At 64.2% G+C, this 15,688-nt stretch carries 13 protein-coding genes; 6 read left to right on the top strand and 7 right to left on the bottom strand.

The genetic code is table 11. From position 1 onward, the window contains the following. Positions 1-52 precede the first annotated feature (52 nt). Together recG and ABH922_RS07070 are read right to left on the bottom strand one after the other, a co-directional pair. On the bottom strand, positions 53-2,314 hold the full coding sequence (gene recG, locus ABH922_RS07075) for an ATP-dependent DNA helicase RecG (RefSeq protein ID WP_424806238.1): 2,262 nt from the start codon (positions 2,312-2,314) through the stop codon (positions 53-55). 86 nt (positions 2,315-2,400) lie between these two features. Further along, positions 2,401-4,080, bottom strand: coding sequence for a DAK2 domain-containing protein (locus tag ABH922_RS07070; protein ID WP_424806237.1), 1,680 nt, complete (start codon positions 4,078-4,080; stop codon positions 2,401-2,403). Between the two features lie 319 nt (positions 4,081-4,399). On the opposite strand from ABH922_RS07070, the gene rpmB reads away from it, so the two are divergent. Both rpmB and ABH922_RS07060 read left to right on the top strand, forming a co-directional pair. Further along, positions 4,400-4,591: a 50S ribosomal protein L28 gene (gene rpmB / locus ABH922_RS07065; protein WP_424806236.1), complete on the top strand. Its 192-nt coding sequence runs from the start codon at positions 4,400-4,402 to the stop codon at positions 4,589-4,591. Between the two features lie 165 nt (positions 4,592-4,756). Then, on the top strand, positions 4,757-5,551 hold the full coding sequence (locus tag ABH922_RS07060) for an enoyl-CoA hydratase/isomerase family protein (protein ID WP_424806235.1): 795 nt from the start codon (positions 4,757-4,759) through the stop codon (positions 5,549-5,551). 49 nt (positions 5,552-5,600) lie between these two features. On the opposite strand, the gene ABH922_RS07055 is transcribed toward ABH922_RS07060, so the two are convergent. Both ABH922_RS07055 and ABH922_RS07050 read right to left on the bottom strand, forming a co-directional pair. Continuing rightward, positions 5,601-6,272, bottom strand: coding sequence for a uracil-DNA glycosylase (locus ABH922_RS07055; RefSeq protein WP_424806234.1), 672 nt, complete (start codon positions 6,270-6,272; stop codon positions 5,601-5,603). An 83-nt stretch (positions 6,273-6,355) separates the two neighbouring features. Further along, a complete protein-coding gene (locus ABH922_RS07050) occupies positions 6,356-7,357 on the bottom strand; it encodes a thiamine-phosphate kinase (protein WP_424809594.1) in 1,002 nt (333 codons plus the stop codon). Between the two features lie 164 nt (positions 7,358-7,521). Here ABH922_RS07050 and ABH922_RS07045 point away from each other — a divergent pair, with 164 nt between their 5' ends. Beyond that, positions 7,522-8,109 (top strand): DUF3515 domain-containing protein, encoded by a 588-nt coding sequence (locus ABH922_RS07045; RefSeq protein ID WP_424806233.1) that lies wholly within the window; start codon positions 7,522-7,524, stop codon positions 8,107-8,109. A gap of 75 nt (positions 8,110-8,184) precedes the next feature. Here ABH922_RS07045 and ABH922_RS07040 read toward each other — a convergent pair whose 3' ends face one another. From ABH922_RS07040 to ABH922_RS07030, 3 genes are read right to left on the bottom strand one after another with little or no spacing between them, the layout of a single operon-like run. Continuing rightward, positions 8,185-9,291, bottom strand: a complete 1,107-nt coding sequence (locus tag ABH922_RS07040; protein WP_424806232.1) for a D-alanine--D-alanine ligase family protein — start codon at positions 9,289-9,291, stop codon at positions 8,185-8,187. 55 nt (positions 9,292-9,346) lie between these two features. Further along, positions 9,347-10,498, bottom strand: a complete 1,152-nt coding sequence (locus ABH922_RS07035; protein ID WP_424806231.1) for a cystathionine gamma-lyase — start codon at positions 10,496-10,498, stop codon at positions 9,347-9,349. Then, on the bottom strand, positions 10,495-11,493 hold the full coding sequence (locus ABH922_RS07030) for an NAD(P)H-dependent glycerol-3-phosphate dehydrogenase (RefSeq protein ID WP_424806230.1): 999 nt from the start codon (positions 11,491-11,493) through the stop codon (positions 10,495-10,497). Before ABH922_RS07030 ends, ABH922_RS07035 begins: the two co-directional genes overlap by 4 nt. A 209-nt stretch (positions 11,494-11,702) precedes the next feature. Between ABH922_RS07030 and cofC the strand changes: the two genes are divergently transcribed. The 3 genes from cofC to ABH922_RS07015 are packed head-to-tail and all read left to right on the top strand — an operon-like array spanning position 11,703 to position 15,678. Further along, on the top strand, positions 11,703-12,446 hold the full coding sequence (gene cofC, locus ABH922_RS07025; protein WP_424806229.1) for a 2-phospho-L-lactate guanylyltransferase: 744 nt from the start codon (positions 11,703-11,705) through the stop codon (positions 12,444-12,446). A gap of 52 nt (positions 12,447-12,498) precedes the next feature. After that, positions 12,499-14,736 (top strand): RNA degradosome polyphosphate kinase, encoded by a 2,238-nt coding sequence (locus tag ABH922_RS07020; RefSeq protein WP_424806228.1) that lies wholly within the window; start codon positions 12,499-12,501, stop codon positions 14,734-14,736. A gap of 15 nt (positions 14,737-14,751) precedes the next feature. After that, positions 14,752-15,678: an NUDIX hydrolase gene (locus tag ABH922_RS07015; protein WP_424806227.1), complete on the top strand. Its 927-nt coding sequence runs from the start codon at positions 14,752-14,754 to the stop codon at positions 15,676-15,678. The last annotated feature ends 10 nt before the right edge of the window (positions 15,679-15,688 follow it).

The following is a 15,688-nucleotide window of genomic DNA, read 5'->3' as shown; positions in this document are numbered from 1 at the left end:
AAACCTGCCGGTGGGTTTCCACTATTCGATTTCGCCACGAGGTCGGACTCGATCAGGACTTCTCGAGGTATTCGATCCGATCCGAGTCGAGCGCGGCTCTCACCATCGACGCCAATGCGGGGTGCTCGTCCAACGAGGGATCCGCCTCGACGACGCTCTGCGCGAACTCCCGTGCGGATTCGAGGATCTCCGAATGAAGCATCAGGGAAAGCAGCCTCAGGTTGGTTGTCGTGCCGGACTGCGCCGCACCGAGAATGTCGCCTTCGCGCCGGGTGGCGAGGTCGAGTTGCGCGAGCTCGAAACCGTCGTTGGTCGCGGCCACCGCCGACAACCGCTCGTACGCCGGACCGCCGGGATTGCTGCCGGTGACCAGAATGCACAGACCCTGATGTTTTCCTCGCCCGACGCGGCCGCGAAGCTGATGGAGCTGACTGACACCGAAGCGCTCGGCGTCGACGATCACCATCACGGTGGCATTGGGAACGTCCACCCCGACTTCCACGACGGTGGTGCACACGAGGACGTCGATGTCGCCGACGTTGAAGGCCGTCATGACGAGGTCCTTCTCCTCCGACGGCAGGCGTCCGTGCAACAGTCCGACACTCAGATCCGCGAGCGGACCGGCGGACAGTTCCTCGAAGACGTCGACAGCAGATTTGGTCTCCGGCTGCTTCTCCTCGGTGAACTGGTCTTCGCCGCCGGCCTGTTCGCCGTCGCCGATGCGCGAGCACACGACGTACGCCTGGCGACCGTCCGCAACGTCCTCCCGGATTCGTTCCCAGGCCCGATCGACCCATTGGGGTTTCTGCTTCGCGGGCACGACACTGCTCTTGATAGGGGTGCGACCTCGGGGCAACTCGCGCAGCGTCGACACTTCGAGGTCGCCCAGCACCGTCATCGCGATGGTTCGAGGAATCGGGGTTGCCGTCATGACCAGCAGATGCGGACTCAGGCCTTCGCGTGCTCGCGATCGCAACTGATCCCGCTGCTCGACGCCGAATCGGTGTTGCTCGTCCACTACGACCATGCCGAGGTTGAAGAATTCGACGGTGTCCTGGATGAGGGCGTGGGTACCGATCACGATGCCGGCGTCACCGGTGACGGCCTCGAGGAGCGCGGCACGCTTGGCCGCCACCGGTAGTGATCCGGTCAGCAGGGTGATCCTGGTGGAGTGCTCGGGCGAACCCAGTTCACCGCCCGTGGCGAGTTCGCCCATCATCTTGCGTAACGACCGGGCGTGCTGGTTGGCGAGGACTTCGGTCGGCGCGAGGAGCGCACATTGGTAACCGGCGTCGACCACCTGGAGCATCGCCCGCAACGCGACGATCGTCTTACCCGAGCCGACCTCACCTTGCAGTAGCCGGCTCATCGGACGGGCACGAGAGAGATCGTCGGAGATCTCCGCCGCGACGGCCTGTTGGCCTTGCGTCAGCGTGAAGGGCAGCATGTCTTCGAATTGCTCCGCGATACCACCCCGTACCGGAACGCAGGCGGGCGCCACCCGTTCCGAGTTGTCGCGTCGCCGCATGGCGAGCACCAATTGCAAGGAGAGTGCCTCGTCGAATCGGAGTCGCTCCTGAGCCCGCTCGATGTCGTCCTTGGTGTCGGGAAGATGGACGGTACGCAGCGCTTCGTCCAGTTCGAGGAAGCCGTGCTCGGCGCGGGTGTTGTCGGGAAGCGGTTCCGGAACGGGATCGAGTTGGTCGAGTACCTGCCGAACACAACGCATGATGGTCCAGCTCTCCACGTCCCGCGTCGCGGGGTAGAGCGGGATCAAGGCCCGATCGAACACCGACAGATCGAGCTCCGCGCCGGGATCCTGGTTGGCGCGTGCAAGACCGGCAAGATCACCGGCACCTTTGACCGAAGACAGCGGAACAACCGTATTCTCTTCCCCGGCACGGGGTTCCGGAAGAACCAGATAACTCGGATGCGTCAACGACCACTTTCCGCGGAAGTACTTCACGGTCCCGGAGAACATAGCCCGCACACCGGGCTTGATGACGTGCCGCACCTTGTGCGGACTGAAGAACGTCACGTCGACGGTCTGGGTGTCGGTCGACAGCGACACCTTCAGCATCTGCCCCGGCCGGTTCTTCATCTTCACCACCGCCGCCGACGACACCCGGGCGATGATCGTGATGTGCTCGCCTTCCGGTGGCTCCTTCTCCGCCAACTCCTTACCTGCCGAGGCGTACCGGTGCGGGTAGTGACGCAGGAGATCCTCGACGTTGCGGATCTCGAAAGCCTCGTCGAGCGCTTCCGCCGTCTTCTTACCCAGTAATGGTTCGAGTGGGTCGGCGAGCGTCGCCATCAGTTCCTCCGCCTAAGTGCTCGTGTGCTCGGCAAGCGAGACGCCGATACATGTCCGACTTGAAATATCACGATGCACCGACATCCTCACTCGACGCCCAACTGGAACAGATCGCCCGGCTGCCCGCCTCGGTACACGAGCACATCCACTCCCGGATGACGGGCGGCGACATGCCCGCGAATGCTCTCGGACAGCCCGTGCGGGGCCTCCTCCCCCATGAGCAGCGTCACCAACTCACCGCCGGAACCGAGCGCCAGGTCGATCAGGCGGGCACTCGTCGCCACGACGTCGGGTCCGATCACCACCACCTCGTGACCCATCAACCCGATGGCGTCGCCCGGATCGCAGGTGCCCACGTACGTCAACGATCGCTCGGCGGCAATCCGCAACGAGCCCCACCGCGTGCCCGCCGCCGCTTCCGACATGGTGAAGCCGTCGTCCGCCACGTTGCGCCGTCCGTCGTGCACCGCGAGAGCGGCCAGGCCTTGCACCATGGAGGACGTGGACAACAGAAGTACCTGATGCACGTCGTCGCGGGCCGCTGCGCTGACGGCGACCAATTCCTGGGCACTGAGCGCACCGTTGGGCAGCACCAGCACTTCACTCAGTTCCAACTGTCGTATCCGGCCGAGTAGTTGACCGCGGGTGACCGGCGACTCGTCGCACCGGAGGACGATGGCACCTTCACTCGCGTACAGCTCCGCTGCCCCGTCACCCGCGACGATCGCCAACACACCACGCGCACGGTCGCCTGTCAGTCGCCTCTCCGCGCGCGCAACACGTTTGTCGCGTTCGTCGACCAGAAAACTGCTGATCCGAATCCCGTGAACCCGGCCCGCCTCCAGCCCGGCCTCGACGGCGGCACCGGCATCACAGCAGTGCACGTGGACCGACCAACCGCCGTGACCGTCGCCGACGATGACGGTGGAGTCGCCGAGTCCGGCCAGGCGATGTCGCAGCGACGCCATCCGCGCTTCGTCGGAACCGTCCACCAGATACATCACCTCGAAGTCCTGCTCGGAGTGATCACCGCACTCGGCGCCCCCACCGGCGACGACCCGAGTGCTCGAATCCGTCACGCCCGGCCCCGCCACCACCCCCAGCCCCGGCCGCGGGTCGGATGCGCCCGTCAGTGCCTCCACCAACGCGTCGAGGATGACGACGAGCCCGAATCCCCCGGCGTCGACCACACCCGACGAGGCCAGTACTTCCAGCTGTCCGGGGGTGCGGTCGAGAGCCACGGCAGCAGCATCGGCAGCGGCTCGAACCACCACTTCCAGATCTTCGCCACTGGGCGTCTGCGTCCTCACGCACGACTGCGCAGCTTCGCCGGAGGAGCGCAGGACGGTGACGATGGTGCCCTCCACCAGGTCGGTCACGGCGCGGGTGGCCAAGCCGGTGGCGGCGCTGAGGGCGTCGGCGAATATCCGCCCGTCCAGTACGTCACCGCGGACGACCTCCGCGAATCCCCGAATCACCTGCGAGAGGATCACTCCGGAGTTTCCACGCGCCCCCGCCACAGCTCCGCGGGCAAGGGCATTGGCGACCCGTCCGGCGCTCGACATGTCGTCGTCCAACGATTCCGCGGCGTCGAGCGCTGCCCGCATGGTGAACAGAAGGTTGGTGCCGGTGTCCGAATCAGGGATCGGGAAGACGTTGAGACTGTTGATTTCGCCGCGCCGGAACTCCAGGCGGTCGACGGCACGTCGGGCCCAGTTCGTGAGCAGCACCCCGTCGGCCACGACACCTCGCTGGGCATGCACCACTGACGACTCCCCACGACGACGGACACGATCGGTGTGCCGTCGAGGGTAGCCCGGAGCAGGAGCGTGTGATGCTCGCGAGGGTTCGACGGGCCACGGTTTGGCCAATCGGCACGTGAGCGGTTACTCTTGCACGGTTGCCTCGAACGGGTCACGAGAAATGCCGCTGCAGATGATGTTGCACGTTTTCAGTGTTCGTTCAGCAGTGCGGCGGGCGGTCGAAGACCGATTCGGTATCAGGTATATTCGGATTGTAATTCTGGCTTCCCTCGCGTGTAGGGTAACCACTTCAATATTCATTTCTAACAAGGAGTTCGCGACTATGGCTGCCGTCTGCGACGTATGCGCCAAGGGGCCCGGCTTCGGTAAGTCGGTCTCGCACTCGCACCGGCGAACCAATCGTCGCTGGAACCCGAACATTCAGTCTGTTCGTACCGAGGTTGCGCCGGGTAACACCCGCAAGGTCAACGTGTGCACCTCCTGCCTCAAGGCAGGCAAGGTGACTCGGGGCTGATTTCCCGACCACAGAAGTACCACAGATCTACCCCCGACACTCCGGTGTCGGGGGTAGATCTGTTTCGGCGACCCGGCACCGGGGTGACGATCGGCCTACCACCGCGTCACCGCGTACCTGCCACCCGGGTACCGGCCGTCACATCGCACCCGTAATGTGCGGTGAATGACTTCCTTTGATGATTCCAGCAAGGTCGCTGTCGACGAGGGCGTGCTTCGCATCACGATATCGACTGCGGCAAACGGCACCTCACTCGACAGCGCAGGCCTCGTTCAGGGAGTTGCCGCCTTGACCTCTGCCGGCCCGGAGATCGGCAGTGTCCTTCTCGTCGGTGAAGGCTCCAACTTCTGTGCGGGAGGCAATGTCCGAGAATTCGCGGCAGCTCCGGACCGTAGCCGGCTGGTAGGCGCGGTCGCACGTTCGTTTCACGATTTCGTTCGCGCCCTCGACAACGCTTCCGTTCCGGTTGTCGCCGGAGTCCACGGATGGGCGGCCGGAGCCGGCATGAGCCTGGTCTGTCTTGCCGACGTCGCCATCGGAGGTCCGGGGACAAAGCTCCGACCTGCGTATCCTTCCATCGGATTCACCCCGGACGGCGGAATGTCGTGGACGTTGCCGCGCATCGTCGGCACCGGGCGGGCCAGTGAGATCCTGCTCAACGATTCCGTGATCGGCGGCGACGAGGCCGTGCGGCTGGGCATACTGGCCAGACTCGTCGGTGACGACGAGGTCCAGGAGGAGGCCGCGCGTCTGGCTCGCTCGCTGGCCAACGGTCCAAGTTCCTCGCACGCGGGGATCAAGGCGCTCCTACGCGGGGCCCGCACCAATTCGCTGAGTGAGCAACTCGACGCCGAAGCCGCGTCGATCAGTGTCGCTGCCGACAGCCCGGTCGGGCGTGAGGGTGTCGACGCGTTCGTCGAGAAGCGTCGGCCCGACTGGTCGGCCGCGAAGCAGCAGTAGAACGCGGTGAGCCGGACTGCGCGGGGCACAGACCGGCTCACCGAGATCCTCAGGCCAGTCGCCAGTCGATCGGATCGGCGCCGAGATCGGTCAAGATCTGATTGGTGCGGCTGAACGGACGTGAACCGAAAAAGCCGCGCGACGCGGAAAGCGGTGACGGATGGGCGGATTCGATGATCGGCGTGTCACCGAGCATGGGCCGGAGTGTCCCGGCATCGCGACCCCACAAGATGGCAACCATGGGTGTCGGTCGTGCCACGAGCGCACGAATCGCCTGCTCGGTGACCACTTCCCAGCCCTTCTTCCGATGCGATGCCGCCTGACCGGGCTGTACGGTGAGCACTCGGTTCAACAGCAGCACACCCTGCTCTGACCACGGCGTCAGATCGCCGTCGGCCGGAATCGGAAAGCCGAGATCTTCGTGATATTCCTTGTAGATGTTTCCCAGACTCCGCGGGACCGGGCGCACGTCGGGTGCCACCGAAAAGCTCAATCCGACTGCATGACCGGGCGTCGGATACGGGTCCTGACCCACGACGAGTACCCGAACCCGATCGAACGGTGACGTGAAGGCCCGAAGCACGTTCTCGCCTGCCGGTAGATACTGCCGCCCCGCTGCGATCTCGGCGCGCAGAAAATTTCCCATCTCGGTGATCTGATCCGATACCGGTTCCAGGGCCTTCGCCCATCCCGCGTCCATGATCTCCGTCAACGGCGCCATCAGCGTTGCCCCCGTACTGCGCCACCGTCGCGACGGGTGAGCGGTCCTGTGTTCTCGAGTTCACCTGCAGCCATGGGAAAAACCTATACCGAAGGGCGGTCGAGAGTCGAAAAACTGTGCCAGCCACCACCAGATCCTCGCAACCGGCCGTCGACGACGACTCCGGTTCCCTCGCGCACCACACCGATCACGGTCCAGCCGTCCGGAACATCGGCGTCCGGCGCGAAAGTGGCCGCAAACCCGTGATCCTCTCCGCCCGAGAGAACGAACTCGAGCGGATCGACTCCGAGCGCGGCGGCAGCATCGTGAACCTGGTCCGAGGTCGGCACTGCCGCGGATGCGATCTCGATCTGCACTCCCGACGCGTCCGCGAGGTGTCTGAGGTCCGCGATGACGCCGTCCGAAATGTCAGTCATCGCATGAGCTGCGCCCGATGCCGCCCACGCTGCGGAATACGGCGGATTCGGGACTCGATGAAGTGCGAGAAGCTCCGGAAATCCGTCGATCTCGGCGAGTAGCAGTCCCAATCCCGCTGCCGACAAGCCGAACCGACCTGCCAGCGCGACCTGATCTCCCACCTGCGCGCCCGACCGCACAACCGCGCTGCGCCCACCCAGGTCACCCAACACGGTCACCGAGACGACGATCTCGGTGGACTGCACCAAATCGCCACCGACCACTCCGGCACCCAAATCGGTTGCCGAATCCCATATTCCGGAGGAAATGCCGTCGAGAACCGAGACCGGAGTAGACGCCGGGCACCCCAGGGACACGGTGAAAGCCGTCGGGCGTGCGCCCATCGAGACGATGTCGGCGACGTTCTGCGCTACTGCCTTGCGCCCGATGTCCCGCGGCGAAGACCAGTCGAGCCGAAAGTGCCGGCCCTCGACCAACATGTCGGAGGAGATCACTACTCGCCCGTCGCCTGCGGTCACTATCGCCGCATCGTCACCAGGTCCCAACTCGGTAGCGACCGGTTGGATTCTGCCGACGAGCGAACGCCCGATCACGCCGAACTCCCCTACCTCCGCAACCGTGCGATCGGGATGCTCGGCGTGCGGCGGTGTCGATCGAAACGATGAGATGACTCTCTCCCTTGCCGGCCCACGTCACCGGAAAACGGCCTGCGGTACCTTCTAGCTGTGGTCATGAACTTTCGACAAGCTCACAGGTGCGTAGGCAATCCTACCGACCGTCGCAGAGCGTCGTCCGCCGTCACCACACCGACGAACCGAACGAAGAGCCGAGCATGACTGAAAACACGCCCCCAGCCGAAAATTCCGAGCAACTCGACGTTCCCGAGCGCCGCAGCCCGGCCCTGATCGCCACTGCCGTCGCGCTTCCGGTCGCCTTGATCATCGGCGTGAGCATCGCCGCAGTGGTGGCCGGAAGGAATCCGGCACTCGAACCGGTGGCGTTGGGACCGGTGCCCGCCCCGGCCGCAGACTCGGCGTCCTGTACGTCTCTGCTCGGCGCACTTCCGGACACCGTCGACGACTTCACCAAGGCCGAACTGGTCGAGCCCGCCCCGGCAGGTGCTGCGGCATGGCAACGCAGCGACAGCGAGCCCATCGTCTTGCGCTGCGGACTTGACCGTCCGGTCGAATTCGACAGGGCCGCCGCCCTCCAGGTAGTGAACGGAGTTCAGTGGTTCCAGGTCTCCGGAACCGACGTCGGGCTGAAGGCGAGCACCTGGTTCGCCGTCGACCGCGGCGACTACATCGGCATCACCGTCCCCGACGGCACCGGACCGACTCCGATTCAGGAGATTTCCGATACCATCTCGGCAACGCTCGAGCAGCAGCCACTCGACCCGGCACCCCTGCCCGGCAACTGAGGCGACCCGGCAACTGACACCACCCGGCGACCAACCGACTCGGTGCCGGTAAGACATCCGCGTGGGGCATCGGCCTCAGCGCAGACCGGTCCCGCGCGCCAGTGCGGTGTCCACCAGCGTCGAAATCAGGGTGCGATAGTCGATTCCCGTCGCATTCCACATCTTCGGGTACATCGAGATCGACGTGAATCCCGGCATGGTGTTGATCTCGTTGATGACCGGACCGTTGTCGGTGACGAAGAAGTCGACCCGCGAGAGCCCTTGGCAGTCGAGCGCCTTGAAGGCGCGGACAGCGAGCGCACGGATCTCGTCGCTGACGTTCTCGTCGAGGTGCGCCGGAATGTCGAATTCGCAGACATCGTCGAGATACTTGGTATCGAAGTCGTAGAACGCGTCGGAATCACCGTCTGCATCCGGCATGCGTATCTCGGCGACGACACTTGCCCGCACATCACCGTCGGGGAATTCGAGAACCCCACACTCGACCTCGCGTCCTACGATCGCGCCCTCGACGATCACCTTCGGATCGTGCAGTCGGGCATGAGCGATCGCCGAGTCGAGGCCCGCCCACTCCGTCACGCGGGTGATGCCGATCGACGAACCTCCGCGAGCCGGCTTGACGAACACCGGCAGACCCAGTTGCTCTTTCCAGGCATCGGTCAAGGTGGCATCTCCCGGCCGTAGAACGACCTGCTCCCCCACCGGAAGGCCCTCGGCGGCAAGAAGTTTCTTCGTGAACTCCTTGTCCATTCCGGCCGCACTGGCCAGTACCCCCGGCCCCACGTAAGGGATTCCGGCCAATTCGAGGAGACCTTGGATGGTTCCGTCCTCACCGTATGCACCGTGCAGCACCGGGAACACCACGTCGACCGTCGACAGCACGTTCCCCGCATCCGCGACGTCGAGCGACATCACCTCGCCGCCGCGAGTCGGATCGACACTGAGCACCAGGGCCGCTGCGTCCTTGTCGACGGTAGGTAGCTCGCGTCCGTCGATCCTCAGCGCCTTCGGGTCGGCGGCACCGACGACCCACGAACCGTCGACGGTGATCCCGATCGGTACGACGTCGTAGAGTTCCGGGTCGAGGTTACGCAGTACGCTCCCCGCCGAGACGCAGGACACTGAATGCTCGTTGCTCCGGCCGCCGAAGATCACGGCTACCCGGGTACGCCTGTTGTTCACGCGTCAAACGGTACCGTCGATTCGACTTCGGCATGCGATCGGGCCGGGCCGAATTTCACCGGCCGAGGTGCGGAGAATCGAGTGCGCGTTCGAAATCGGCCAGCAGATCTTCCGTATCTTCTATGCCGCAAGAAATTCGAACGAAACCTGCACTGACGTCGTCACCCCACCTGGCACGCCGGTCCACGGTCGTGTGAATGCCACCGAAGCTCGTTGCCGCAGAAACCAGTGCACTCGACTCGACCAAGGAGTGGAAGTGCGCCGCCGACTCCAACTCGATACTCACCAGGCCCCCGAACCGTCGCATCTGATCGGATGCCACGAAGAAGGACGGGTCGCCGGCGAGCCCTGGGTATCGCACCGACCGAACAGCCGGATGCACCGTGAGCATCTCGCTCAAGGCTTGGGCGTTGTCGCACTGGCGTCCGAAGCGCAATCCCGCCGTACCGAGGCTGCGGTGCGCGAGCCAGGTTTCGAACGGCCCGAGCACGGTACCGGAGAGCAGACGTTCGCGTCCGATCGACGCGGCAGTCTCCTCGTTCGCAGTGGCGACATACCCCATGAGCAGATCGCTGTGACCGCTCAGCGTCTTGGTGCCACTGGCCACGACGACGTCGGCGCCCAGCTCGAGAGGTCGCTGCCCCAACGGAGTTGCGGTCGTGTTGTCCACCACGAGCATCGCGCCGACCCGGTGACACACCTGCGCGAGAGTTCGGAGGTCCACGACGTCGAGGGTCGGATTGGACGGGGTCTCGGCGACCACCACGACGCGGCCCGCTGCCGATTCGACGGCGTCCGCGAATGCGGGCGAACCCATGTCGCGGGTGGTCGTCTCGCGCACCGTGATCCCGAGCGGTGACAACCGCTCGTGCGCGTAGAGGCGAACCTGGTAGTAGCCGTCCGCGGGAACGACGAGCGTGTCCCCCGCGGCGAGGACACTGCGCAATGTGGACGTGATCGCGGACATTCCCGAGCCGGTGACCACCGCGTACCGCGCACCCTCGAGTTCGGCGAGGGCAGCTTCGAGCGCACGCCACCCCGGATTGGACGCTCGTGCGTACGTGTCGGTTTCGGAACCTTCCTCGCTCGACAACTGGTAGGGAGCTGCGAAGACCGGGCCCGGTTGAATCGGCGCGCCCGGGACGTGCTCGGCCGAGACCGCCACGACACTTCGAGTGGAATCTCCGTAGCCGCGCGATTCGTTCATTCGGGCTTGATCCGTCGTCCGAGCAGGCCGCCGATCGCCTCGCTCACCGCCAACCCTTCGTGACAGACCCGATGAACGGCATCGGTGAGCGGCATTTCGACGTCGTATCCTTCGGCGAGTGCACGGACCGAGGTGCACGACTTCACGCCTTCGGCCACCTGGCCGTTGGCGGCCTGTTGCGCCGACTCCATCGATCCGCCGCGCCCGAGCCGTTCACCGAACGTGCGATTGCGTGAAAGACCGGACGTGCACGTCGCCACCAGATCGCCGACTCCGGCGAGACCGGCAAGAGTGGAGGCGTTGCCACCCAGCGCGACCCCCAGTCGTGTGGTCTCCGCCAGTCCACGGGTGATGATGCTGGCCACCGTGTTGTCGCCGAATCCGCTTCCTGCCGCCATGCCACACGCGAGCGCGATGACGTTCTTGCACGCACCTCCGATCTCACAGCCGATGACGTCCGAATTGGTGTACGGCCTGAAATAACCTGTCGCACAGGCATGTTGAAGAGCCAATGCACGCGAGGAATCCGAGCACGCGATCACCGTCGCGGCCGGTTGCCCGCTTGCGATCTCATGTGCCAGATTAGGCCCGGACAGTACGGCCACACGGCTGATGTCGACTCCGGTGACCGAGACGATCACTTGGCTCATGCGCATCAACGTCCCCGTCTCGATGCCCTTGGCCAAACTCAACAGAGTCGCGTCGGGTCCGATCGAATCCTTCCACTGCTCCAGATTCGCCCGGAGCGACTGCGACGGCACGGCGAGCACCACGAAGTCCGCACCGTCCAGAGCCTCCTCGTGCCGATGCGTGGCCCTGATCGATTCGGGTAGCGCGACGCCGGGGAGGTAGTCGCTGTTCTCGTGATCGGAATCGATCCGGGCAGCTACTTCTTCGCGCCTGGCCCACATGGTCACGTCGTTACCGGCCTCGGCCATCACCTTGGCAAGTGCCGTCCCCCACGAGCCCGCACCCAATACTGTTGCCTTGCTCACACAGTCACCTCGTCTACCCCTCATGACTTTCGACCGGACGCCGGGCCTGCACGTGAAGCGACTCGTCGTGGTCGACGCCGATCACCGACGGCCTGTGCCGCCGGTCACGAAACCGTCCGCACAGCGTATCGTCCGCCCGCACGTCACCGCCGGAGCAGGCCGGGCGGCCGCTCACGGACAAGACGGGCATCCACTGGCAAGATCGAGCTATGAGTACCGCGAAACCGAACGCTCCCGCGTCCAGCGCCGCCGGGGTTCGATCGGACGCGCGCCGTATGCATGCCATCGTCGCGGTGAAGGCGCTGTCGACGGCGAAGTCCCGTCTGGCCGCCGACCTGGACTCGCATGCACGCGAAGATCTGGTGCTGGCCATGCTCCACGACACACTGCGCGTCGTCGCCTCCGTGCCGACCATCGAGGCCGTCACCGTCGTGACGCCGGATCCGACAGTTGCAGCCCTCGCGTACTCCGCCCGGGTCGACGTGTTCGCCGATCCGGGATATGTCGCCGATCGACCGGCAGACCCGAGCGCACCCGAACGATCACTCAACGACGCTCTCCGCGCAGCCGCTGATCACATACGCAGCGCCCACGGGAACGTCGACCTCGTCGTGCTGCAAGCCGATCTTCCCGCGTTGCGCACCAGCGAGCTCGTCGAGGCGGCCACTGCTGCCCGGGCAGGCGGGCGTTCCATCGTCGTCGACCATCACGGGACCGGCACTTCCGCATTGTTCTCATGCGATCCCGATCAGCCGCTCGACCCCCACTTCGGACCGGAATCCGCTCGAAGACACCAGATTTCGGGAGCACGTGTCATCGACGGATCATGGCCCGGATTGCAGACCGACGTCGACACCCACGCTGATCTGCTGACGGTCCGTACACTCGGCGTGGGGCCGGCGACTCACGCGTCGTTGATCCGATTCAACTCGGTTTCGTCGAACACCCGGTGAATAATTTGCCGATCAATTGTCGGACCGCGCGAGATTAGGGGATGATCGACCGGTGAGCAACGGCGAAGCACTCGAGCACCACACTTCCGACACCGACTCCGTCGACGACTCGACTCGACTCGATCGCGCCGCATCGGCAGCCCAGCGGCCCGGCCCCGGGGTGTCCGGAACCAATATTCCGGGTGCACCGCCCGCCGCTACGGCCGATACCCGATCAGATCTCCTTGCCGGACTACCCGAAGATCGTTATCTCAACCGCGAACTCAGCTGGCTCGATTTCAACGCCCGCGTCCTCGCATTGGCCGCAGACGAATCCCTGCCGCTCCTCGAGCGGGCGAAATTCCTGGCGATCTTCGCCTCGAATCTCGACGAGTTCTTCATGGTTCGGGTGGCCGGTTTGAAACGTCGTGACGAGACGGGATTGTCGGTGCGATCCGCCGACGGCCTGTCCCCCCGCGAACAATTGGCGTTGATCGCCAAACGTACTCAAGAACTAGCCGACCAGCATGCTCGCGTCTTCCTCGACTCGGTTCGGCCCGCATTGGCGGCCGAGGGCATCTCGATAATCCGGTGGGCCGATCTCAGCGCAGACGATCACGAGCGTTTGTCGGCACACTTCCTCGAGCAGGTGTTCCCGGTTCTGACGCCGCTCGCGGTCGACCACGCGCATCCGTTCCCCTACATCAGCGGCTTGAGTTTGAACCTCGCCGTCACCGTGAAAGATTCACTGACTCGGGGCGAGCACTTCGCGCGGGTCAAGGTTCCCGACAACGTCGGACGGTTCGTGCGCGTCAAGAGCACCACGTCGTCGTCGACCATCGATTCTTTTCTGCCGATGGAAGAATTGATCTCGGCGCATCTCGACGTCCTGTTCCCCGGCATGGAAATCGTCGAGCACCATGCCTTCCGTATCACGCGCAACGCGGATTTCGAGGTCGAAGAGGACCGCGACGAAGATCTGCTGCAAGCCCTCGAACGTGAACTGGCGCGACGCCGGTTCGGCTCGCCGGTTCGGCTCGAGATCGCCGACGACATGACCGAGCACATGCTCGAACTGCTCTTACGCGAACTCGACGTCGATCCCGCCGACGTTATCGAAGTATCTGGTCTGCTCGACTTGTCCTGCCTGTGGCAGGTTTACGCCGTGGATCGCCCGGCGCTCAAGGACGCACCGTTCGTGCCGGCCACTCACCCGGCTTTCGGTGAACGGGAAACTCCGAAGAGCGTCTTCTCGACACTGCGCGAAGGGGATGTTCTCGTTCACCACCCCTATGATTCCTTCTCCACCAGTGTCCAGCGTTTCATCGAGCAGGCGGCAGCGGACCCGCAGGTGCTCGCGATCAAACAAACCCTGTACCGCACCTCGGGTGACTCTCCGATCGTCAATGCACTCATCGACGCGGCCGAGGCCGGCAAGCAGGTTGTGGCCCTGGTGGAGATCAAGGCTCGCTTCGACGAACAGGCGAACATCAAGTGGGCTCGCAAACTCGAACAAGCCGGGGTGCACGTCGTGTACGGCTTGGTCGGACTCAAGACTCACTGCAAGACCTGCCTGGTGGTCAGGCGTGAGGGGTCCACGATCCGGCGCTACTGCCACATCGGTACCGGAAACTACAACCCGAAAACCGCTCGACTGTACGAAGACGTCGGACTGCTCACCGCTGCACCTGAAATCGGCGCCGACCTGACCGATCTGTTCAATTCGTTGACCGGATACTCGCGCAAGACCAACTACCGCAATCTCCTGGTCGCCCCGTACGGGGTTCGACGCGGAATCATCGAGCGCATCGATGCCGAGATCGCGCACAAACTTGCCGGACGAGATGCCGCCGTCCGCTTGAAAGCCAATGCTCTCGTCGACGAGCAGGTCATCGATGCGTTGTACCGGGCCTCGCAGGCCGGAGTGCCGGTGCAGATCGTCGTTCGCGGGATCTGTGCTCTCAAGCCAGGCGTGCCGGGTCTGAGTGAGAACATCGAGGTGCGTTCGATTCTCGGCCGTTTCCTCGAACACTCACGGTCCTTCCACTTCAAGGCCGCTGACGAGTTCTGGATCGGTAGCGCGGATATGATGCACCGAAATCTGGATCGTCGAGTCGAGGTGATGGTTCAGGTCAAGGATCCGAAGCTGGCCGGCCAGTTGAGCGACATCTTCGATTCTGCACTTGATCCCAGAACTCGGTGCTGGGTACTGCATCCGGATGGTAGCTGGATTGCGGCTCCCGAACGCGGGGAGGACGTCCGCGAGCACCAACATTCATTGATGCGAAGCCGTGCCTCCAACGGATCGTGACGGGGCCGAGTCATCATGAAAGACAAACCGGTCAAGGCCAATATCTTTGCCGCCGGCGCAGTACTGTGGCGAAAATCTCCCGCCGACGATCGAACCGTCGAGATCGCTGTGGTGCATCGCCCGAAATACGATGACTGGTCTTTTCCCAAGGGAAAGCTCGATCCTGGCGAGACCTTTATCGGTGCGGCTGTTCGGGAGGTGGAGGAGGAAACATCTGTCACCGGACGATTCGGAAGGAATCTCGGCACGGTGACCTATCCGATTCCCGGTCATCGCAAACTCAAACGCGTCGAATACTGGGCAGCCGAAGCGGTACGAGGCTCCTTCGAGCCGAACAACGAAGTCGACGTACTTCTCTGGCTTCCGATTTCGGAGGTAGCCGACCAACTGTCGTATCCGATGGATCGGATGATCCTCCGGCGGTTCTGCGCGCTACCGCCCGACACGCACACCGTGCTACTGGTCCGGCACGGCAAAGCAGGTAACCGTAAGCGGTACAAGGGTGACGACACCTTGCGCCCACTCGATCCCACGGGCAGAAAGCAATCCACGGCTCTGGTGGATCAATTGACGATCTTCGGCGCCGATGCCGTGTTCGCAGCCGAACGTACCCGCTGCATTCAGACCGTGGAACCCTTGGCGCGGTCGTTAGGCGTCGATGTGGAAATCGAACCGACCCTGACCGAAGAAGCGTACGCAGCCGACCCGGCCGCAGGCCGAAAGCGAGCTCTCGAGATTGCCGCCACCGGTGGTGTCCCGGTCATCTGCAGTCAGGGCGGAGTCATTCCGGATCTCATGGACTGGTGGGCTGATTCGGCTGGGGTGTCCCTGCCTCCGGCCCGCAATCGAAAGGCGAGTACCTGGGCGCTGTCCTTCGTCGGCGGTCGCCTGGTCGCCGCCGACCACCTCGACAGTCCACTGCCCAAGGTGTCGAACAGCTGACGTCACCGAC

Source organism: Rhodococcus sp. 27YEA15 (assembly GCF_049739425.1).
Lineage (GTDB): Bacteria > Actinomycetota > Actinomycetes > Mycobacteriales > Mycobacteriaceae > Rhodococcus_F.
The sequence above is the reverse complement of the archived record's forward strand: the minus strand, read 5'-3'. Positions and strand labels throughout refer to the sequence as shown.

Excerpts from the sequence above, each read along its gene's own strand:
- recG (WP_424806238.1), bottom strand. The coding sequence starts at position 2,314 with ATGGCGACGCTCGCCGACCCACTCGAACCATTACTGGGTAAGAAGACG.
- rpmB (WP_424806236.1), top strand. The coding sequence starts at position 4,400 with ATGGCTGCCGTCTGCGACGTATGCGCCAAGGGGCCCGGCTTCGGTAAG.
- ABH922_RS07060 (WP_424806235.1), top strand. The coding sequence starts at position 4,757 with ATGACTTCCTTTGATGATTCCAGCAAGGTCGCTGTCGACGAGGGCGTG.
- ABH922_RS07055 (WP_424806234.1), bottom strand. The coding sequence starts at position 6,272 with ATGGCGCCGTTGACGGAGATCATGGACGCGGGATGGGCGAAGGCCCTG.
- ABH922_RS07045 (WP_424806233.1), top strand. The coding sequence starts at position 7,522 with ATGACTGAAAACACGCCCCCAGCCGAAAATTCCGAGCAACTCGACGTT.
- ABH922_RS07035 (WP_424806231.1), bottom strand. The coding sequence starts at position 10,498 with ATGAACGAATCGCGCGGCTACGGAGATTCCACTCGAAGTGTCGTGGCG.
- cofC (WP_424806229.1), top strand. The coding sequence starts at position 11,703 with ATGAGTACCGCGAAACCGAACGCTCCCGCGTCCAGCGCCGCCGGGGTT.
- ABH922_RS07015 (WP_424806227.1), top strand. The coding sequence starts at position 14,752 with ATGAAAGACAAACCGGTCAAGGCCAATATCTTTGCCGCCGGCGCAGTA.